Source organism: Pontibacillus salicampi (assembly GCF_042434395.1).
GTDB classification, from domain to species: domain Bacteria; phylum Bacillota; class Bacilli; order Bacillales; family BH030062; genus Pontibacillus; species Pontibacillus salicampi.
The window spans coordinates 1-19,380 of the sequence record NZ_JBHLTP010000009.1; the positions used below are offsets into that span (position 1 = coordinate 1).

The 19,380-nt window shown below is 39.3% G+C and carries 19 protein-coding genes and 1 pseudogene; 11 read left to right on the forward strand and 9 right to left on the reverse strand.

The features are described from left to right. Nucleotides 1-707 (forward strand): IS3 family transposase (locus ACFFGV_RS10320; protein WP_377347453.1); only part of this gene is annotated, 707 nt, incomplete at its 5' end. Here the strand turns inward: ACFFGV_RS10320 and def are convergent. Further along, nucleotides 701-1,255, reverse strand: a complete 555-nt coding sequence (gene def / locus ACFFGV_RS10325) for a peptide deformylase (RefSeq protein ID WP_377347455.1) — start codon at nt 1,253-1,255, stop codon at nt 701-703. The two genes, ACFFGV_RS10320 and def, sit on opposite strands and share 7 nt — an antisense overlap. A 278-nt stretch (nt 1,256-1,533) precedes the next feature. Here def and ACFFGV_RS10330 point away from each other — a divergent pair, with 278 nt between their 5' ends. From ACFFGV_RS10330 to lpdA, 5 genes are all read left to right on the forward strand, one after another. Then, nucleotides 1,534-2,328 (forward strand): YkyA family protein, encoded by a 795-nt coding sequence (locus ACFFGV_RS10330; protein WP_377347458.1) that lies wholly within the window; start codon nt 1,534-1,536, stop codon nt 2,326-2,328. A gap of 412 nt (nt 2,329-2,740) precedes the next feature. Then, nucleotides 2,741-3,820 (forward strand): pyruvate dehydrogenase (acetyl-transferring) E1 component subunit alpha, encoded by a 1,080-nt coding sequence (pdhA, locus tag ACFFGV_RS10335; protein WP_377347460.1) that lies wholly within the window; start codon nt 2,741-2,743, stop codon nt 3,818-3,820. A 3-nt stretch (nt 3,821-3,823) separates the two neighbouring features. Beyond that, nucleotides 3,824-4,801, forward strand: a complete 978-nt coding sequence (locus ACFFGV_RS10340) for an alpha-ketoacid dehydrogenase subunit beta (RefSeq protein WP_377347462.1) — start codon at nt 3,824-3,826, stop codon at nt 4,799-4,801. 27 nt (nt 4,802-4,828) lie between these two features. Further along, entirely contained in the window at nt 4,829-6,133 is a 1,305-nt protein-coding gene (locus ACFFGV_RS10345; RefSeq protein WP_377347464.1) for a dihydrolipoamide acetyltransferase family protein, read from the forward strand. Between the two features lie 3 nt (nt 6,134-6,136). Next, the gene (gene lpdA / locus ACFFGV_RS10350; RefSeq protein ID WP_377347466.1) at nt 6,137-7,543 is read left to right on the forward strand and encodes a dihydrolipoyl dehydrogenase; all 1,407 of its coding nucleotides are present in this window, start codon (nt 6,137-6,139) and stop codon (nt 7,541-7,543) included. A 103-nt stretch (nt 7,544-7,646) separates the two neighbouring features. Here the strand turns inward: lpdA and ACFFGV_RS10355 are convergent, their stop codons facing one another. The 3 genes from ACFFGV_RS10355 to ACFFGV_RS10365 form a co-directional block, all read right to left on the reverse strand. After that, nucleotides 7,647-8,030 (reverse strand): thioredoxin domain-containing protein, encoded by a 384-nt coding sequence (locus ACFFGV_RS10355; protein ID WP_377347468.1) that lies wholly within the window; start codon nt 8,028-8,030, stop codon nt 7,647-7,649. A 491-nt stretch (nt 8,031-8,521) separates the two neighbouring features. Beyond that, the gene (locus ACFFGV_RS10360) at nt 8,522-10,066 is read right to left on the reverse strand and encodes a glycine betaine uptake BCCT transporter (protein WP_377347470.1); all 1,545 of its coding nucleotides are present in this window, start codon (nt 10,064-10,066) and stop codon (nt 8,522-8,524) included. Nucleotides 10,067-10,153: 87 nt separating this feature from the next. Next, nucleotides 10,154-11,215, reverse strand: coding sequence for an FUSC family protein (locus ACFFGV_RS10365; RefSeq protein ID WP_377347473.1), 1,062 nt, complete (start codon nt 11,213-11,215; stop codon nt 10,154-10,156). Nucleotides 11,216-11,383: 168 nt separating this feature from the next. On the opposite strand from ACFFGV_RS10365, the gene ACFFGV_RS10370 reads away from it, so the two are divergent. Further along, nucleotides 11,384-12,268 (forward strand): polysaccharide deacetylase family protein, encoded by an 885-nt coding sequence (locus tag ACFFGV_RS10370; protein WP_377347475.1) that lies wholly within the window; start codon nt 11,384-11,386, stop codon nt 12,266-12,268. Nucleotides 12,269-12,301: 33 nt separating this feature from the next. Here the strand turns inward: ACFFGV_RS10370 and ACFFGV_RS10375 are convergent, their stop codons facing one another. Continuing rightward, nucleotides 12,302-12,712, reverse strand: a complete 411-nt coding sequence (locus tag ACFFGV_RS10375) for a DUF1885 family protein (RefSeq protein WP_377347477.1) — start codon at nt 12,710-12,712, stop codon at nt 12,302-12,304. A gap of 208 nt (nt 12,713-12,920) precedes the next feature. On the opposite strand from ACFFGV_RS10375, the gene ACFFGV_RS10380 reads away from it, so the two are divergent. Then, nucleotides 12,921-13,034, forward strand: a complete 114-nt coding sequence (locus ACFFGV_RS10380) for a GapA-binding peptide SR1P (protein WP_377347480.1) — start codon at nt 12,921-12,923, stop codon at nt 13,032-13,034. Nucleotides 13,035-13,158: 124 nt separating this feature from the next. Here the strand turns inward: ACFFGV_RS10380 and ACFFGV_RS10385 are convergent, their stop codons facing one another. Beyond that, nucleotides 13,159-14,631, reverse strand: a complete 1,473-nt coding sequence (locus ACFFGV_RS10385) for an aminotransferase class I/II-fold pyridoxal phosphate-dependent enzyme (RefSeq protein WP_377347482.1) — start codon at nt 14,629-14,631, stop codon at nt 13,159-13,161. A gap of 208 nt (nt 14,632-14,839) precedes the next feature. On the opposite strand from ACFFGV_RS10385, the gene ACFFGV_RS10390 reads away from it, so the two are divergent. Continuing rightward, entirely contained in the window at nt 14,840-15,124 is a 285-nt protein-coding gene (locus ACFFGV_RS10390; RefSeq protein ID WP_377347484.1) for a UPF0223 family protein, read from the forward strand. A gap of 471 nt (nt 15,125-15,595) precedes the next feature. After that, nucleotides 15,596-15,850 carry a hypothetical protein gene (locus tag ACFFGV_RS10395; RefSeq protein WP_377347486.1) on the forward strand — a complete coding sequence of 85 codons (255 nt, stop codon included), beginning with the start codon at nt 15,596-15,598 and terminating at the stop codon, nt 15,848-15,850. A gap of 64 nt (nt 15,851-15,914) precedes the next feature. On the opposite strand, the pseudogene ACFFGV_RS10400 reads toward ACFFGV_RS10395, so the two are convergent. The 3 genes and pseudogenes from ACFFGV_RS10400 to ACFFGV_RS10410 form a co-directional block, all read right to left on the reverse strand. Beyond that, nucleotides 15,915-16,079, reverse strand: a pseudogene (locus ACFFGV_RS10400) (DNA/RNA non-specific endonuclease); the annotation flags it as partial. A 230-nt stretch (nt 16,080-16,309) separates the two neighbouring features. Next, nucleotides 16,310-18,136, reverse strand: coding sequence for a translational GTPase TypA (gene typA, locus ACFFGV_RS10405; RefSeq protein WP_377347488.1), 1,827 nt, complete (start codon nt 18,134-18,136; stop codon nt 16,310-16,312). Nucleotides 18,137-18,310: 174 nt separating this feature from the next. Beyond that, a complete protein-coding gene (locus tag ACFFGV_RS10410) occupies nt 18,311-18,958 on the reverse strand; it encodes a YktB family protein (RefSeq protein ID WP_377347490.1) in 648 nt (215 codons plus the stop codon). A 212-nt stretch (nt 18,959-19,170) separates the two neighbouring features. Here ACFFGV_RS10410 and ACFFGV_RS10415 point away from each other — a divergent pair, with 212 nt between their 5' ends. Further along, nucleotides 19,171-19,365 carry a YkzI domain-containing protein gene (locus tag ACFFGV_RS10415; protein ID WP_377347492.1) on the forward strand — a complete coding sequence of 65 codons (195 nt, stop codon included), beginning with the start codon at nt 19,171-19,173 and terminating at the stop codon, nt 19,363-19,365. Nucleotides 19,366-19,380: the final 15 nt, after the last annotated feature.

Here is a 19,380-nt window from a genome sequence, read left to right on the forward strand (position 1 = left end):
CCTTTCATTTCAAGAAACGTAAGAAAGGTGCTCGACAAATAAAGATGACTTTAAAAGGGCAATTCAACACGAATTATAACTTAAAGAGAATTAGACGTGTGATGAAAAAGTACAACATTGTATGTCCAGTAAGAAAAGCTAATCCATATCGCAGAATGGCCCAAGCTACGAAAGAGCATACGGTTTTACCCAACAAACTAAAACGCCAATTCAAACAAGGTGTTCCAGGAAAAGTGTTACTTACTGATATCACTTATCTATTTTATGGCAAAGGTAAGAAAGCCTATTTATCAACCATAAAGGATGCTTCAACAAATGAGATATTAGCCTATCATGTTTCTGATAAAATCACTCTAGACCTCGCGACAAATACGTTATTAAAACTTAAGAAGAATAGAAGAATCAAACTAAATGAAGAAGCTTTTATACACTCAGATCAAGGGTTTCATTATACAAACCCCCGCTTTCAGAAGCTTGTGAAGAAATATAAATTAGGTCAATCCATGTCTAGAAGAGGAAACTGTTGGGATAATGCACCTCAAGAGTCTTTCTTTGGCCACTTTAAAGATGAAACGTTGATTAAACCATGCGAAACTTTAGAAGATCTGAAAAAGGAAATCAGAAGTTATATGATCTACTACAACAATTATCGTTATCAGTGGAACTTAAAAAAGATGACCCNGAGAGGCCAGGAGTTTTTTTATTGATCAGCTGGAGATGCGTTTTCTGGTTCCTTAAATGGATTTTCTTTATCAATATGGTCATAAAACATAATACCATTTAGATGGTCAATTTCATGTTGGAAAACGATACTTGCAAAACCGCGTAGGCGAAGCTTTACATCGTTCCCTTCAAGATCTGTACCCTTAACAGTGATGCGAGCATATCTAGGAACATATCCTGGTACATCGCGATCAACAGAAAGACAGCCTTCTCCTGAGCTTAAATATGTTTTTTCAACAGAGTGGCTAACGATTTTAGGATTAATTAGGCCATAGCTGTATTGCTTGTTGTTGAAGTCAACAAAATGAACAGCCAACATTCTTTTTGATATATTAATTTGAGGAGCCGCAAGTCCTACTCCAGGTCTGAGGTTATATTGTTCAGCAAGCTCATCATCTTGACTGTTTTTAAGAAATTGCAGCATGTCTTCTAGAGTAGCTCGTTCATCCTCAGAAGGGGGGAGGGATACTTCATCGGCGACTTCACGCAGTATTGGATTCCCTTCACGAACTACATCGTCCATCGTAATCATCACAGTCACATCCTTTTCTTTCGAATTCATAATCTCAAGTTTACCACAAACCTTAAGAATAAGGGAACGAAACATATCTTTTACTATTTTTATGGAAATAGTATGAAGAAAATACATGATGAATGGTATCTGTAAATGGTATGATGTATAGTAAGATTGCTTTTCTTACATTTTATGATAATATGGACAAGATTTTTCATATTGTTCATATACTAGAAGCAACAAAAAAGCTTCTTAATTTATAAGAACAGCATATAGGCTTAAGGAGGACATCAAAATTGCGCTTAGGGAAAATGGCTTTTGTATTATTATCTGTCGGGTTAATAGTAGCAGGCTGCACTGGCGGCGAATCGACAGAGGAAAAAATCTACAATCATTTAGAAGAAGCGGTCACATTAGAGGATGCGTTTAGAGACCAGCAAGACCCTCTAGTGAGATTGGAGCAGGAAGAAAAAGAACTATATAACAAAATCATTGATCTTGGTATGGATGAAATGGATAAGATCAAGAAACATTCAAATGAAGCTTTAGATATTATCGAGCAAAGAAAAGAAAAATTAGAAGTAGAAAAAGAAAGTATCGATGCAGCACAGAAAGAATTTGAGAATGTAAAACCATTAATTGAAGATCTAGAAAAGGAAGAAGCACAAGAGAAAGCAAATAAGATGGCTAACGCCTTTAATGATCGCTATAAGGCTTATCAAGATTTATACGATGCCTACAGTGCCTCTTTAAAAGAGGATAAGAAATTGTATGAAATGCTGCAGGATAAAGAATTAAAGAAAGAAAAACTCGAAGAGCAAATTGAGAAGATTAATCAGAGCTATGATAAAGTGATGAAAGCGAATGAAGCTTTTAATAAGTACACGAAGGAATATAATACTTTAAAGCGCGAATTTTATGATGCAACGGAGCTAGAAGTACAATATGATGAGGAAAGTTCAGAAAAGCAAAATAGTTCCTCTGAGGAAGATAAGAATAAGGAAGAAAAAACGACTGACGGAAGCCAAGAGAATGGCTCCTCCGATAGTGATGCCGAAGAGCAAGAAGAAAGCAAAGATGATAATTCATAAAACTGCCCATAGTGGCAGTTTTTTTATATGGAAATAGGGAAGTAAAAGAAATGGGGAATATTTTTCTAATAGTTATATTATTACAGATTTAAAATAGAACTAATACAGATTTAAAAATATGGTAAATAGTGATATGATTGAAAGCGTGCTATGATAATTTTCTTAGTATGAACAAAGTGTTTGACTAACAAACACTGTATAAGCTAAACTACTAATTGATTGATGGTTGTACCAATTCGTTTTGCTAAAATTATAATACAGTTACTAACCCTTTGTATTTTCCCAATAACATATACCTTTAAACGAGGGTGTAGGCATTCAGAGCAAATTAGGTACACATTTTTTTAGCTTTTGGGAAATGCTAATAAAGGTTATTTTAATTTTGAATGGTAGAAAGGAAGAGGTGAAGAACTTGAAACGAACTATTGAACAAGTTGAAAATCAGTTTGAAACGTTTCAAATCTTAAATGAAGACGGCGAAATCGTTAATGAAAATGCGATGCCAGACCTATCTGATGAAGATCTTCAGGAATTAATGCGCCGCATGGTTTATACTCGTATTCTTGACCAGCGTTCTATTGCGCTAAATCGTCAAGGTCGATTAGGATTCTATGCTCCTACAGCAGGACAAGAAGCTTCTCAATTAGGAAGCCAATTTGCAATGGAAAAGGAAGATTTCTTACTTCCAGGGTATCGTGACGTACCTCAATTAATCTTCCACGGCTTACCTCTATATCAAGCATTCCTATTCTCCCGTGGTCATTACCATGGAAACCAAATGGGTGAAGTGAATGCAGTAAGCCCACAAATCATTATCGGTGCTCAGATCACTCAAACTGCTGGTGTTGCACTAGGTATGAAGAAGCGTGGTAAGAAAAACGTTGCTGTAACTTATACAGGTGATGGCGGTGCTTCACAGGGTGATTTCTATGAAGGAATTAACTTTGCTGGCGCTTTCAATGCTCCTGCAATTTTCTTCGTGCAGAATAACCGTTATGCAATCTCCGTTCCAGTTGAAAAGCAGTCGAAAGCACAGACTATTGCTCAAAAAGCAGTAGCAGCTGGTATTGACGGCCTACAAGTTGACGGTATGGACGTTCTTGCAGTGTATAAAGCAACACAGGATGCTCGTGAGCGAGCGATTAATGGCGAAGGACCGACATTAATTGAAACACTTACTTACCGTTATGGACCACACACAATGGCAGGCGATGACCCAACTCGTTACCGTACAGAAGAGGACGAGAACGAATGGGAAAAGAAAGACCCGCTTGTTCGTTTCCGTAAATATTTAGAAAGCAAAGACCTATGGTCTGAAGATAAAGAAAATGAAGTAATTGAAAATGCAAAAGAAGAAATTAAAGCTGCTATTAAGAAAGCCGACGAGCAGCCTAAGCAAAAGGTTACAGACCTTATTTCTATCATGCATGAGGAACTTCCACCAAACCTTCAAAAGCAAATGGAAGAATACGAAGCAAAGGAGTCGAAGTAAATCATGGCACAAATGACAATGATTCAAGCGATTACTGATGCAATGCGCACAGAGCTTAAAAATGATGAAAATGTTCTGATCTTCGGAGAAGACGTTGGTCAAAACGGCGGTGTATTCCGTGCGACAGAAGGTTTACAAGATGAGTTTGGCGAAGATCGTGTATTCGATACGCCACTTGCTGAATCTGGTATCGGCGGTATGTCTGTCGGATTATCTCTGCAAGGATTCCGTCCTGTACCTGAGATTCAATTCTTCGGCTTCGTTTATGAGACTATGGATGCAATCAGCGGTCAAATGGCTCGTTACCGTTACCGTTCTGGTGGACATTATCAAATGCCTGTAACCATTCGTTCTCCATTTGGCGGAGGAGTTCATACACCTGAGCTACACGCAGACTCATTAGAAGGACTAATGGCTCAGCAGCCAGGCTTACGTGTTGTTATTCCATCTACACCATACGATGCAAAGGGATTGTTGATTTCTTCTATTCGAAGCAATGACCCTGTTGTATTTCTAGAGCACATGAAGCTGTACCGTTCTTTCCGTGGCGAAGTTCCAGAAGAGGAGTACACAGTACCGCTAGACAAGGCAAATGTAGTACGTGAAGGTAACGATGTTACGCTAGTAGCATACGGTGCTATGGTTCACTCTGCTCTTAAAGCAGCAGATGAATTAGAAAAAGATGGTGTTCAAGCTGAAGTAATTGACCTACGTACGGTTAGCCCTGTAGATTATGAGACAATTATCCAATCTGTTGAGAAAACCAATCGTGCTGTCGTGATTCAGGAAGCACAAAAGCAAGCTGGTGTAGCTGCTTCTGTTGCAGCTGAAATTCAAGAGCGTTCTATCCTGCACTTAGAAGCGCCTGTTCTTCGTGTAACTGCTCCTGACACAGTTTATGCGTTTTCTCAAGCCGAAGAAGTATGGTTACCAAACCACAACAGCATTATCGAAAAAGTAAATCAAGTAGTTAACTTTTAATTCAACCCACGATAGGAGGTAATCGTAGTGGCATACGAATTCAAGCTACCGGATATCGGTGAAGGTATCCATGAAGGTGAAATTGCAAAATGGTTTGTGAAGGATGGCGACGAGGTAAAAGAAGACGACGTTCTTTGCGAAGTCCAAAACGATAAAGCAGTAGTTGAAATTCCTTCTCCAGTTGAGGGTACTGTTAAGCAGGTCCATGTAAGCGAAGGGGAAGTAACCACTGTTGGTACTGTTATTATTACATTTGATGCACCTGGCTACGAAAGTAATGATAGCGAAGCATCTTCTGATGATTCTTCTAAAGAAGAGAAGCAGGAAGATGCCAAACAGGAGGAGAGCAAGGAAGAAGCTCCAGCTGCTCAACAAGAAACAGAGCAAACAGATGATGAGGATGCAGACAAGCGCGTAATCGCAATGCCATCTGTTCGTAAATTTGCTCGTGAAAATGATGTAAATATTAATAAAGTTACAGGCTCTGGTAAAAATGGCCGTGTTCTAAAAGAAGATATTGAAGCTTATATGAATGGTGGTCAGGCTGCGGATACTGCTGAAGCAACAGCTGACGAAGCTTCTGCTAAAGAGGACGCACCAGCTCAACAAGAAGCTGCACCTCAAGGTCAATATCCAGAGACTCGTGAGAAAATGAGCGGTATGCGTAAAGCTATTGCTAAAGCAATGTCTAACTCTAAGCAGACAGCTCCTCACGTTACGCTTATGGACGAGGTAGATGTATCAGAATTAGTTGCTCACCGTAAGAAATTCAAGCAAGCGGCAGCAGATCAGGATATCAAGCTGACTTATCTACCATACGTAGTTCGCGCACTTGTATCAACACTGAAGAAATACCCTATCTTGAACGCTTCTCTTGACGATGAAAGCCAAGAGATTGTTCATAAGCATTATTACAACATTGGTATCGCAGCTGACACTGAAAAAGGTCTTGTTGTACCAGTAGTGAAAGATGCAGACCGTAAGTCCATCTTTGATATCTCAAGTGAAATCAATGAATTGGCAGGGAAAGCTCGTGATGGTAAACTAACATCTGAGGAGATGAAAGGTGCTTCTTGCACAATTACTAACATCGGCTCAGCAGGTGGACAATGGTTCACACCAGTAATTAACCACCCAGAAGTTGCTATCCTAGGAATTGGTCGAATCGCAGAGAAGCCAGTTGTTAAAGATGGTGAAGTAGTAGTAGCACCAGTTCTTGCATTATCTCTAAGCTTTGACCACCGTATTATTGACGGTGCAACAGCTCAACATGCAATGAACCAAGTGAAACGTTTACTAAACGATCCACAACTAATTATGATGGAGGCGTAATCTATGGTAGTAGGAGATTTCCCAATCGAATTAGACACACTTGTGGTTGGCGCAGGACCTGGCGGCTATGTTGCCGCCATCCGTGCCGCACAAGAAGGTCAAACAGTTGCAATTGCGGACAAAGGCGCTCTAGGCGGAGTATGCTTAAATGTTGGTTGTATCCCATCTAAAGCATTAATTCAAGCTGGGCATCGCTATGAACATGCACATGGTGCAGATGAAATGGGAATTCAAGTAGAAAATGTTTCTGTTGATTTCTCTAAAGTACAACAGTGGAAAGGTCAAGTAGTTGAAAAGCTTACAAGTGGTGTTGAAGGGCTTCTTAAAGGAAACAAAGTAGACATCATTAAAGGTGAAGTATACTTCGTTGACAAGAACACTGTACGTATTATGGACGAAAAGAACTCTCAGACTTATACGTTCAAAAACTGTATTATTGCGACTGGGTCTCGTCCAATCGAACTGCCGAACTTTAAGTACACTGACCGTGTTATTAATTCTACTGGCGCTCTTAACCTGAGCGAGATTCCAGAGAAAATGGTTGTAATTGGCGGTGGTTACATTGGTACAGAGCTTGGTACTGCATACGCTAACTTCGGCACAGAGGTTACTATCCTAGAAGGTCAAGAGGATATTCTTTTAGGCTTTGAAAAGCAAATGCGTCAGCTAGTGAAGAAAAACCTTAAGAAGAAAAACGTTAACGTAGTAACTAAAGCAATGGCACAAGGTGTAGAAGAAACCGAAAACGGTGCTACAGTAACGTATGAAGCAAATGGTGAAACGCATACTATTGATACAGACTACGTGCTAGTAACAGTAGGCCGTAAGCCAAACACAGACGAAATAGGTCTGGAGCAGGTTGGTATTGAAATGGATGACAAAGGCCTTATCCAAATCGATAAACAATGTCGTACAAACGTGGATAATATCTATGCTATTGGTGACATTGTTCCAGGTCCTCCACTTGCCCATAAAGCATCCTATGAAGGTAAAGTAGCAGCTGAGGCTATTAGTGGTCATGCTGCAGAAATTGATTACCATGGCATTCCTGCCGTTGTATTCTCTGAGCCAGAATTGGCAACAGTAGGGTACACTGAAGCAGAAGCTAAAGAAGCTGGATACGATGTGAAAGCTGCTAAATTCCCATTTGCAGCCAATGGACGTGCACTTTCTCTAAACGAGAACAGCGGGTTCCTGAAACTAATCACTCGTAAAGAGGATGGACTTGTAATTGGTGGTCAAATTGCTGGTGCAAATGCTAGTGATATGATTGCTGAAGTAGGTCTTGCTATTGAATCTGGCATTACTGCAGAAGACTTAGCGCTAACCATTCACGCTCACCCAAGTCTTGGTGAGATTACAATGGAAGCTGCTGAAGTTGCTCTAGGTAAACCAATTCATTCAATGTAATAGATATAGAAAAACCTTCTATCCTTTCTGGATAGAAGGTTTTTTTTGAAGGATCATCATAGCCTCAACACGGGACTATAACTTAGCCTTCCCTAAAGTTGTGTTAGTTATAGGAAAGTGTTTTTCGAAGCAATGAATATATATCCTCTTTTGTTTTATCTCCAGACATGGTTGCGATTGTTTGTCCATCTTTCTCGATTACTAAAGTGGGATAATGGCTTACAGAGGTAGGAGAGGAAGATTGCTTTTCTTCGTCCATCTTCCGAAGTGTTAATTCACTTAATTTATCAGGATTGGATACTCTTAGCTCTAGAATGGCATCCATATATTCTTCTTCTAATTCTAAATCACCTTTTTCGGTGTATAAAAAAACTTCATAGCCATCTGGACTCATTTCATATACATTTATGGCAGCTGTGGCCTTCTGCTCACAGGAACCGGTACACAGCATACTTACTAATGCTAATAGGAGACATCCTTTATGCATGACATCCCTCACCTGCCTACACATAGTTTGTTTGTTTTATTGTATCAAACAAAATCCCAATTATATCCGATGTTATCGAAATGTTATCTAAATGAAAAATACTTCAGCATTTGAGGGCATATACATCTATATAAGCATGTCCGATACTAGGTGGGGATGAGGCAATGAAATATTGGTTCCTATATAACATATTAAGTATTATTTGGAGTGTGTATTTGATCATAATCCACATTTCCCAGAAGGATCATTGGTTATTTCAAGCTTTGTTGGTTGTGTTGTGGATGGTGGCTATCCTTCAATCAGCAGACAAATTTTCTTTTAAGAAAAGTGAAATTTTACTTCATAGTGTTATAAGCTTTACAGCAATAACAGGCGGGCACATGGTATTCTCTATGTTTTTCTAAATATGCTGGGGAAAATGGAGGGAAGAGGTTTGATATAGGACAAACAAAAAGGATCTCTTTCATTATTGGAAGGAGATCCTTTTTGCTTTAATAATCCGATTCTTTTTTAGGTCTGCGTCTTGTAAGTGGGTACCGTTTTGCCTCTTCCTGAAAGGCCTTCAGAAGAGAGAATACCATTAATATCATTATGAATGTAAATGGAAATGCAGCAATAATGGATGCAGTTTGCAGAGCACCTAAGCCACCTTGCCAAAGAAGGATTGCTGCTGCAGAAGATTGAACAATTCCCCAAATGAATTTAACCTGATTAGAAGGGTGAAGGTCTCCGTTTGTTGTCTGCATTCCTAATACAAAGGTAGCCGAGTCAGCTGATGTGATAAAGAATGTACTAATCAATAGAATTGCGATAATAGACATAATTCCACCAAGTGGTACACGATCTAACACACTGAATAAAGCTACTTCATTTCCATTTGCTTCTACAATGGACTGTAAATTTGCACCATCAAAAAATTCCAAATTCATAGCTGTGCCACCAAAGACAGAGAACCACAGCGCTCCAAAAATGGTTGGAACGAGTAATACTCCTAAAATAAATTCACGAACGGTACGACCTTTGGAAACACGGGCAATAAATGTACCTACAAATGGTGCCCAAGCTATCCACCATGCCCAGTAGAAGATGGTCCAATCCTGTGTCCAGGAATTTTGTTCGAATGGACTTAGCTTAAAGCTCATGGAAGGGAGGTTCTGTAAGTAACTGCCGAATGTAGTCGTAAACAGATCCATAATAAAGTTAGTTGGTCCTGCGAATAACAGGAATAGCATGAGTAAGATTGCAAGGACAATATTTGTATTACTTAAGTATTTAATACCTTTATTCAATCCTGTTTGAGCAGAAAGCATGTACAGGAATGTGACAATAAGAATAATAATAATTTGAAGGGTAAACGTATCCTCCAATCCTTCAAATAGGTAAGAAACACCACCGGCGATTTGTTTAGCTCCAAATCCTAAACTAGTGGCAACGCCAAATATAGTTGCAAATACAGCTATGAAATCGACAAGTGTACCAATGGGACCACTAGTCCTCTTTTCACCTAATAGTGGTGTTAGTATAGAGCTAATTAATCCAGGTGATTCTTTTCTAAACTGAAAATAGGCGAGTGCTAGTGCAATGACAGCGTATATTCCCCATGGGTGTAACCCCCAGTGGAAGAAGCTGTATCGGAGAGACTCGCTAGCGGCTGCCGGTGTTTCAGCAGGCGCATTTGGTGGGTTATGAAAGTGGGCAAGCGGCTCGGCTGCTCCCCAGAAAATAAGTCCTATCCCCATCCCGGCACTAAATAGCATAGCAAACCAAGTGATGTAAGGATATTCTGGCTCATCTCCATCCTTTCCCAGCTTGATATTTCCGTATTTAGAAAATATCAAAAATATAGCAAACACAAGAAATCCGGTGGCGGATAATAAATAAAACCAGCCGAATTTCTCTACAAGAAATCCTTGTACTTTAGTTGTTACTGTATTTAAGTTATAATCTGGTAAAGCTTCTTTTGGTATAATTCCCCAAGCGATAAACAATACAGCTACAAAAAGAGAAAGGAAAAATACTTTTGTTACATTTTTCATGAATTCTTTGTCATTCCTTTCTTAATAATCCGCAGTAAACGAGTTGATTGACCACTTGAACTATTATACGGAAGTACTGGTACTAACTCAAGAAGGAATGTGAATTAACTGGTGCCGTTCTCTTGAGATATCTCGCAGCTCCTCCATAACGTCATGTAAGCTTAGTAGTTCATAGATGATAATCGTCTGCGGAGGGAAGTGGTGTCGATACTTCGTTGGGTTTTCGATATGTTCTTCCTTCCAATGCCAGAATTCTTTATCAAGCTCTTCTATTTGTTGAAAGTAAGAATCACTCATCTCATGGGATGGTGTTCTTAATATTTCCGCCATTGTAGAAATGATACTTGTAATCAAATTTTTTTCTTCTGAAGTAAACGCATTTTCCTCTAATTTCACATACTGTAGGTTGCCTAGATGATAAACGATTTGCTGCAATGTATTTAATTTTTTTTGGGCAAAGTTAAAAGCCTTCATTTCTCTTGTGGAATGACGGTGGTATTTCCATTCTTCTCGTTGAAACTGCGACAGCTGATACGTTTTCTCTAATTCGAATGTGAGCTGACGATAGGCGCGCTGCATTTGTTTAGCATGGTTTCCGTTTTGATTCATACATCTTGGTAATGATCCTTCTAGGACATTCGCAGCCTCGTGGTATAGGTTTTTGACATTATTGTAGATCATTTTAGAATAATCAGGAGGCAATAAAAAGAAGTTCACTAGGGAAGACACGATAATCCCGATGGAAGTAGTACCAAGACGCATAAAAAAGGAAACAAAATAATTGCTGTTAAACTCAGGTATCATTGCAACAGCTGTCAGAGTTGCTACGATAATACCGTCATCAAGCTTAAGCTTGTGACATACTGCTATGGTTAACATTGCTGCTAAGGCATAGGTAAGCGCTGTTTGCCCCATTAGCCCGTATAACGTTGCTGCCAAAAAAGCCCCAATTGCTGAAGCCGGAAATCGCACTAATGCTTTCTTTATGGAATCAGATGCAGTATTCTCAATCGTGACAATCGCTGTAACAACTGCGAATATAACAGGTAAATCAAATAATAAACATATTAACGCTGTAGCAAAGACAGAGATACCTGTTTTTAGTGTTCTGCTTCCAAATAGTTTTAGTTTCTTTAATGCTTCGACCATAATCCTCACCTTTAATAACATGTATGTTCCTTTATTATGACATATCCAAAGACCTAATTTTTATTTTATAAAAAAAAAATCCAAAAAAAACATTAGGAGACACTTATCCTTTTTAATATAATGGTAATGTAAACACCAAGTATTAACAATTAAGGGGGAAATGTTTTCATGAAAAAGGGAATATGGATGTCATTATTAGCTATTATGCTATTTGTGTCTGCTTGTAATCAACAGAGTGCAGAAACGAGTAAAGAATCATCTTCTGAAGAAGGAGAACAAGAGGAAGTCAAAGATAAGAAGGAAGAAGAGAAGCCAGTTAAAGAGGATAACACAACTAGTGCTACTAACACTGAAGACGAGAAGCAATCGGAAACAGATGCAGACAAGGAAGAGGATCAAACAGCAACCGAATCTACTCCTGCTAAACCACAATATGAACTGACAGAATCCTGGGATGTAAAACCAATAGATGATGCAGAAGAAAAAGTTGTGCTGCTTACCATTGATGACGCGCCAGATAAACATGCTTTACAGATGGCAAAAACGTTAAAGGATTTAGATGCACCAGCAATTTTCTTCGTAAATGGTCACTTTTTAAACACGGAAGAGGAAAAGAACATAGTAAAGGAAATCCATGATATGGGATTTGCGATTGGAAATCACACAATGGATCATCAGAACTTAACAACGGTTAGTCAAGAGGAGCAAAAAGCACAAATCACTCCACTCAGCAATCTTATTGAAGAGGTTATTGGGGAACGGCCCGAATTTTTCCGTGCTCCACATGGTGCTAACACGGATTATTCCAAGCAAGTTGTGGAACAAGAAAACATGCTTCTTATGAACTGGACGTATGGGTACGATTGGAATAAAGAATATATGACCGAAGACGCGATTGCGGATATAATGGTTAATACAAATCTGCTACATAATGGTGCTAATTTGCTTATGCATGACCGAGAATGGACAGCAAAGGCATTAGATGACATAGTCAAAGGGCTACGAGAAAAAGGGTACACCTTTGTGAATCCTGATGAAATTAAAACACCATAATAATAAAGCAGCCATTTAGCGATGGCTGCTTTTCTATTTTCTTTTATAGGCGTACATAATCCGATTGTTAAACAGTATTAATTTCCCACCGACTCGCTTGTTAATATACTTACTAAATTCCACTGCTTTACCCTTATCCCCATGTGTGCTCCCGAGGGGTAATGCTATTTGTATGAAAGGGAGGTTATTATCCTTCGAGATAACGGCAATAAGAATATAGCCATATTTCTCATTGGTTCCGCGTAATAATAAATATGGTGTGTCCTGGAGGATCCGATGTTCCACTTCATAAGGGAAGGAGGCATTGACGTAATCCCACTTGAGTTGCTCACCAGTCTTTTGTGAGGAGGTTTGATAGTCGATAAGTAGTTGTGCGATATGATCAATATCCGTATCGGTAACAGTACCTTCATGAACAAGATGAATATAGGCGCTTTCTGTCATACGAGTTCCTCCTTTACAGCTTGTACTATAAATGTATGCCAAAGAGAACTGTTACATGAGTACTTATTGAACATCCATTTGAAAAGGATGTTTAAAAAAATAATGTGACACACTAAAAAAGGTGTTGAAATTATTAGTATGTCACATTATACTAAGGATATAACAAATTGAAAGCGTTTAATTAAAAGGCGAAGGAGTTGAAAGTTCAATGGGTACGATTGTATGCCAGGACTGCCAGAAGGTTATCGAGCACTTTGAAAATGAAAAGGTATCAACTCTATACGGCACATGTCCATCTTGTCCTTCACAAGACGAAGAATAAACCAAAAAAAAGCTGATGTCTGCAGACATCAGCCTTTTTTTTATTTTGTTAACACGCTGTGTTCATGGACGCTTAACTCCTAGCCATTAGATGTAACGAGCCTTTATATACATAACCGATAAGTTTATTGAAAAGCTTTGTGTTCCTTAATCACATGGATCATTTCCAATGTTTCATCTTCAGGCCCTTGCACAGGCAGACCTGCTTCAAGGTTTTCATAAATGTAGGCAATGTTTTCTTTAGTAATAATTTCTCCAGGTAGAAAGATAGGAATGCCAGGAGGGTAGACCATAACAAACTCAGCAGATATCCTACCTGCCGCCTCTCTTAGGGGCAATGCTTCCGTATCAGCATAAAACGCATCCCTCGGTGAAAGAGCTAGAAGCGGTATGTCAGGTACCTTTACGGATAGAGGAACAACGTCCCTTTGAATGGGCTTTATGGTTTCTACTAGGCTAGAAAGAGCCTCAATTAGCATATCAATCGACTCACGTGAATCACCAGGCGTGATGATACATAATATGTTATATAAATCTGAGAGCTCCACTTCCATATTATAAGTCTCTCTAAGCCATAACTCCACGTCATATCCGGTTATGCCGAGCTCTTTGACGGAAATGATTAATTTGGTTGGGTCATAATCGAATGTAGCTTTACTTCCTACGATTTCTCCTCCTACACAAAATAAAGGAGGGATTTCATTAATGGCTCTCCTTGCATGTTCTGCTAGCGCAATCGTTCTCTCCATCATCTCGTAACCACTTGTCGCTAGCTGTTTTCTAGCAACATCTAAGGATGCTAATAAAATGTAGGAGGTTGACGTGGTCGTTAGCATAGATAATATAGATTGCACTCGTTCCGGAGAGACAAGTCCTTCTCGCATATTTAGTACAGAGCTTTGTGTCATAGATCCACCAAGTTTATGAACACTAGTAGCTGCTAAATCTGCACCTGCCTGCATTGCAGAGATGGGCAGGCGACTGTGAAAATGTATATGAACCCCGTGTGCTTCATCTACTAAAACTGGTACATGATACTGATGAGCTATTTCAACTATTCTAGTTAAGTCTGCCGTAATGCCAAAATAGGTAGGGTTAATGACAAATACACCCTTCGCATCGGGATGCGCTTCTAATGCGTGTGCCACAGCCTCTGGTGTGACTCCATGGGAAATTCCTAATTGTTCATCAAGCTCAGGATGGACAAAGATAGGGGTTGCCCCTGAGAAGATGATGGCAGAAGTCACCGATTTATGGACGTTTCTAGGAACAATAAGCTTATCTCCAGGCTTACATACAGCCATAATCATAGCCATAATCGCACCGCTTGTGCCTTGTACGGAGAAGTAGGTATGATCAGCACCAAACGCTGTTGCTGCCAGGGATTGGGCCTGTTTAATCATTCCATGTGGATGGTGAAGGTCATCTAAGGGGCTTATATTTATTAAATCAATTGATAAGGCATTTTCACCAATAAATTGGCGGAAGGTTTCATCCATTCCAGCGCCTTTTTTGTGACCGGGTATATGAAATTGAACAGGATTACGCTTAGCGTGCTCTACTAATCCTGTAAACAATGGCGTTTCTTGTTGAGACAATGAACAACACCTCTTAATCGTATTATCAAAAATGTACTAAACCAAAAATAAATTATAGCAAATCGGGAGGAACTTGGCTAGATAGAGGGTTGGATAGCTTAAGGAAAAGGGAAGAGAAAGACAGTGAAACACCTTCCATGTTAGAATCATGAAGAAGCAGGGATAATATTCTCGAAAGTAGCACTGTAAATGAAAAAGGAGAGAGAGCATGAGTGAGGAAAATAAATATACTTATCCAATTGACACAGAATATTGGACTACAGAAGAAATAGTAGATGTTATTCATTTTTATGAGCAAGTGGAAAAAGCATATGAACAAGGCTTGAAGCGGGAGGACTTAATGACAGCCTACTCTCGTTTTAAGGAAATTGTGCCGTCTAAAAGTGAGGAGAAGAAGCTCGGTAAGCAATTAGAAGAATCATCTGGGTATTCTCTATATAAAGCTGTAAAGGAAGCACAGAAACAATCTGATGGGGAACAGGTGAAGCTATAGTATTTGTAAATATAGTAGCTTTTCCTGGTCTTGTAGGGTTAAAGACTTTATTACCTCCATATTGAATGGATTAACCTAACTACTAGTGTTCAGGGATGAGTCCGCAATGTTTATTGGAAGAAGGTATAACTTGAACAACCCTCGCATTTCGCTAGTTGTTAAAAGACGGGCTATGTGGTCAGGAATAGTAGGTTCATATTATTCCGTAAACTCTATATACTTCATAGGAGAATAGCTCAGTACCTTCAGTCCTTATCTGGAGGAAACCTACTGCCAATCTCCGTTTTGTACAGTAATCGCAATTTAATTGAATAAGATTAAACGCTATGTTTTTAACCAAATGACATTATCTCTGCATGAAATACCAAAGATTCCCGCTTTGTTACCTAAAAGTATAATTAGTATTTTTAGGAGAGAATGGATTTATACGCGTTAGGTATTCGGAAACAAAAGAGTGAGGAGCTGAGGAATATGAATATTGTGGAAATACTGGGATACCTCACTGGGTTAGCGGTCGTGGTGCTTGTTTTTTTGTATGCACCATACAAAATCTTGAAATTGTTAATAAAGATCTTAAAAGAAATGAAGAAACCGAAAGCAGAACGAGAGTGGAACACAAGCCAACGAGGAAGTAATGAGGCTTCTGGTTTTCTTGGCTGGACGCTCGGAAGCGATGGCGGTGGAGGCGCAGATGGAGGTGGCGGAGCTGACGGCGGAGGGGATTAACCCTCCTATCTTCTCCAAAGTGAAGCAAGGCAATTTATTTGTTTGTCGGGGAAACAATTGGTACATTTAGCGTATCCAGATTGACATTCTCGAATGTATCGACGATTTTGTTCCCTTGTATCTTACAGGTATATTGATAACTTGACGGAATGTGCGCCATTGCATCTGGATACGCGATGATCGCTTCATAATCCGTCGCACCACCGGCTTTCCGGATAACATCTTCCATATCCTCTAGCTTCATTTCCTTTTCAAATAACCTCTAGAAAGTATAATTCTTCATCATATTTTCAGTCCAAACCTACTTCTTAAATAATTAACGGACTCATTCCTATTAAAAGTATCTCGACTACAAGTCTTCCACATAATGGCGCTATTTAGAATTAATCACCTCGACCATTAATAGAAGTATAGGAGAAAAAAAGGACTGCCTTGGTGGGCAGTCCTTTTTGATGGATGTTATTTTTTCTTTTGTTTTGATTCTTTTTCGCGTTCGTTCTTGTTAAGGATTTTCTTACGTAAACGGATGCTATCTGGGGTAACTTCACAAAATTCATCGTCATCTAGATATTGTATCGCTTCTTCTAGAGTTAGTTTACGCGTACTCTTAATTGTATTTGTCGTATCCTTTGTTGCGGAACGGACGTTAGTCAGGTGCTTTTCTTTCGTGATATTAACAGTAAGGTCATTATCACGGTTGTGTTCACCGACAATCATTCCTGCATATACTTCCGTAGTTGGTTCTACGAAAATCGTACCACGGTCTTCTAATTGCATTATACCATACGTTGTCGCTTTTCCTGTTTCAAGGGCTACAAGGACACCTTGACGGCGGCCGCCAACCGTACCACCTAGTACAGGTTCATAGCCACTAAACGTATGGTTCAAAATACCATATCCTCGTGTTTGGGACATGAATTCTGTGGCATAACCGATTAGTCCACGCGAAGGAGCTTTAAACTCAATACGTACCTGACCGTTACCTTGGTTTACCATATCCAGCATTTCACCTTTACGGTAGCCAAGGGATTCCATAACAGTACCAGTATAATCCTCTGGCACATCCACTTGTACATGCTCCATAGGCTCACATTTTACTCCATCCACTTCTTTAATGATAACCTGCGGCTTAGAAATTTGCAGTTCATATCCTTCACGACGCATGTTCTCAATAAGAATAGAAAGGTGAAGCTCACCACGCCCGCTTACGGTCCATTTATCTGGTGATTCTGTAGGCTCAACTCGAAGACTTACGTCTGTTTCCAATTGCGTATTCAAACGTTCTTCAATCTTACGGGCAGTAATGAAGTCTCCTTCTTTACCAGCAAAAGGACTATTATTCGTTAAGAACGTCATTTGAAGTGTCGGTTCGTCAATACGAGGGATAGGCAGTGCTTCAGGTTCATTCACATCAGCTACCGTCTCGCCAACGTTAATGCCCTCGATACCGGCAACTGCTACGATATCTCCAGCCTTAGCTTCTTCAATTTCTACACGCTTAAGTCCTATAAAGCCAAATAATTTAGAAATGCGGAAGTTCTGTATCGTACCATCCTTTTTCATGAGGGAGGCCTGTTGACCAACCTTCATGCTCCCGCGGAATACACGTCCGATACCGATACGGCCAAGAAATTCATTATAATCCAATAGTGTAATCTGGAATTGAAGTGGATCTTCGCTGTTATCTACTGGTGCAGGAATATTGTCAATGATGGAAGTGAAAATAGGGTCCATCGTTTCCTGCTGGTCTTCCGGTTCATTTCCAGAAGTACCATTCAGAGCAGAAGCATAGGCAACTGGGAATTCCAATTGGTCTTCATCAGCACCTAATTCGATGAAGAGGTCTAACACTTCATCTACTACTTCTTCGGGTCTAGCACTTGGACGGTCAATTTTATTTAAAACCACAATTGGTGTTAATTTTTGTTCTAGAGCCTTTTTCAACACAAAACGAGTTTGTGGCATACAGCCTTCGTAGGCATCCACAACAAGAAGTACACCATCTACCATTTTCATGATACGTTCAACTTCGCCACCAAAGTCTGCGTGACCTGGTGTATCTAGAATATTAATCCGCTTATCATTATAATTGATAGCAGTGTTTTTAGCTAAAATGGTAATTCCACGTTCTTTTTCAATATCATTGGAATCCATTGCACGTTCATCAATATTCTCGTTGTCACGAAATGTACCAGAATGGTGAAGCATTTGGTCTACTAGCGTTGTCTTTCCGTGGTCGACGTGAGCAATAATTGCTATATTGCGAAGGTCTTGTCGTACATTCATTCAAATACTCTCCTCTATCTTATCGAATGGCGTTCTTCTTGAACTTGACTATTATAACACAAAACTTTGATCAAGTACGTATGAGGCCTGTTTCACATTAACAAATTTACAAAAGATTAATCAAATATAACTTAATGGAACGAAATAGTCCAATTTTTCATTAATGGTGCATTATTAATTATCAGAATGGGAAGCTTCTTTAGCTAACTCATATAAGTAGGCTAGTGTATTTATTGTTTCTTCACACTTTTGCAGAAAAGCTTGCGGATCTTCCAAAAGAACATCGTGTCGATCAAGATTAACCCCGCATAAAAGCTCAGCCTTTTTTACATTCTCCAGTCGGTTAACTAATTGCTTGAATTCTTCCTGGGATAAATCACCATTTGGAATGCTAGCTGCTTTGGTATGATCTTTTGACCAAACATAATGAGATGGTACGTGACTTTTAACCTCATTGAGATGCTGGTGCAGTGTTTGTGCAAAACGCTCTTTTATCGGGCTTTCATAAATAACAGCGAACCAAATGAACACGTGCGTTTCCCACATGCCGATTTGAAAATGAGGCAACTTTTTATATCCTCGTTTTTCACTAGCAAGAGCAGCCCATGTATCGTTAGGCGGGTTGGTAGTTCGGCGAGCATGTTTTGCAACGTGAACAAACATTTCATCCCCGGTCTTGGCGGTTACAATAGGTGCTAAATGCTCAGCAATTGCTTCTAATTTAGGAGAAACATTGGTCTTTAATGCTTCCATCCGATTTTCTAACCCTGGAATGGAAAACACATCAAAATCCTGCTGGGAAAACCCATTAAATTGTGACATAAAACATACCCCTTTTCCTTGTTACTAGTGCATTTTGACACGTATATTTATCCATTACAGCATTTTATCATACCATGCGAAATATACCTAATTTTTGCGACTTATGTTTGAAAATGACGAGATGTGGATAAATAACAGTAACAAAAAGATTTGTCAGTTAGCCACTTGCCACATATATATACTAAAAAGAGCAGTATAAGGGAGTGAATTAAATGAAACGAGTAATGGATGCATTGTACGAAAAAGAGTGGATGGAACGGATACCCGTACTGAAAATGGAAATCGATTATGAGTTGATGTCCCTATATGAAGCCTTGGAAGAGCACGATGAAGAGAAAATAAATAAAACCAAAGAAAAGTTAGAGACGCTGCGTCAAGAATTAGATATAATTCAGTATCAAGAGTGAGGGAACGAGTAGAAA

What these genes read in the sequence shown, in the direction of transcription:
- ACFFGV_RS10390 (WP_377347484.1), top strand. Translation starts at nt 14,840, where the DNA reads ATGAGTGAGGAAAATAAATATACTTATCCAATTGACACAGAATATTGG.
- ACFFGV_RS10415 (WP_377347492.1), top strand. Translation starts at nt 19,171, where the DNA reads ATGAAACGAGTAATGGATGCATTGTACGAAAAAGAGTGGATGGAACGG.
- ACFFGV_RS10365 (WP_377347473.1), bottom strand. Translation starts at nt 11,215, where the DNA reads ATGGTCGAAGCATTAAAGAAACTAAAACTATTTGGAAGCAGAACACTA.
- ACFFGV_RS10375 (WP_377347477.1), bottom strand. Translation starts at nt 12,712, where the DNA reads ATGACAGAAAGCGCCTATATTCATCTTGTTCATGAAGGTACTGTTACC.
- def (WP_377347455.1), bottom strand. Translation starts at nt 1,255, where the DNA reads ATGATTACGATGGACGATGTAGTTCGTGAAGGGAATCCAATACTGCGT.
- ACFFGV_RS10410 (WP_377347490.1), bottom strand. Translation starts at nt 18,958, where the DNA reads ATGTCACAATTTAATGGGTTTTCCCAGCAGGATTTTGATGTGTTTTCC.
- ACFFGV_RS10395 (WP_377347486.1), top strand. Translation starts at nt 15,596, where the DNA reads ATGAATATTGTGGAAATACTGGGATACCTCACTGGGTTAGCGGTCGTG.
- ACFFGV_RS10360 (WP_377347470.1), bottom strand. Translation starts at nt 10,066, where the DNA reads ATGAAAAATGTAACAAAAGTATTTTTCCTTTCTCTTTTTGTAGCTGTA.
- lpdA (WP_377347466.1), top strand. Translation starts at nt 6,137, where the DNA reads ATGGTAGTAGGAGATTTCCCAATCGAATTAGACACACTTGTGGTTGGC.
- ACFFGV_RS10370 (WP_377347475.1), top strand. Translation starts at nt 11,384, where the DNA reads ATGAAAAAGGGAATATGGATGTCATTATTAGCTATTATGCTATTTGTG.
- ACFFGV_RS10380 (WP_377347480.1), top strand. Translation starts at nt 12,921, where the DNA reads ATGGGTACGATTGTATGCCAGGACTGCCAGAAGGTTATCGAGCACTTT.
- ACFFGV_RS10355 (WP_377347468.1), bottom strand. Translation starts at nt 8,030, where the DNA reads ATGCATAAAGGATGTCTCCTATTAGCATTAGTAAGTATGCTGTGTACC.
- ACFFGV_RS10340 (WP_377347462.1), top strand. Translation starts at nt 3,824, where the DNA reads ATGGCACAAATGACAATGATTCAAGCGATTACTGATGCAATGCGCACA.
- typA (WP_377347488.1), bottom strand. Translation starts at nt 18,136, where the DNA reads ATGAATGTACGACAAGACCTTCGCAATATAGCAATTATTGCTCACGTC.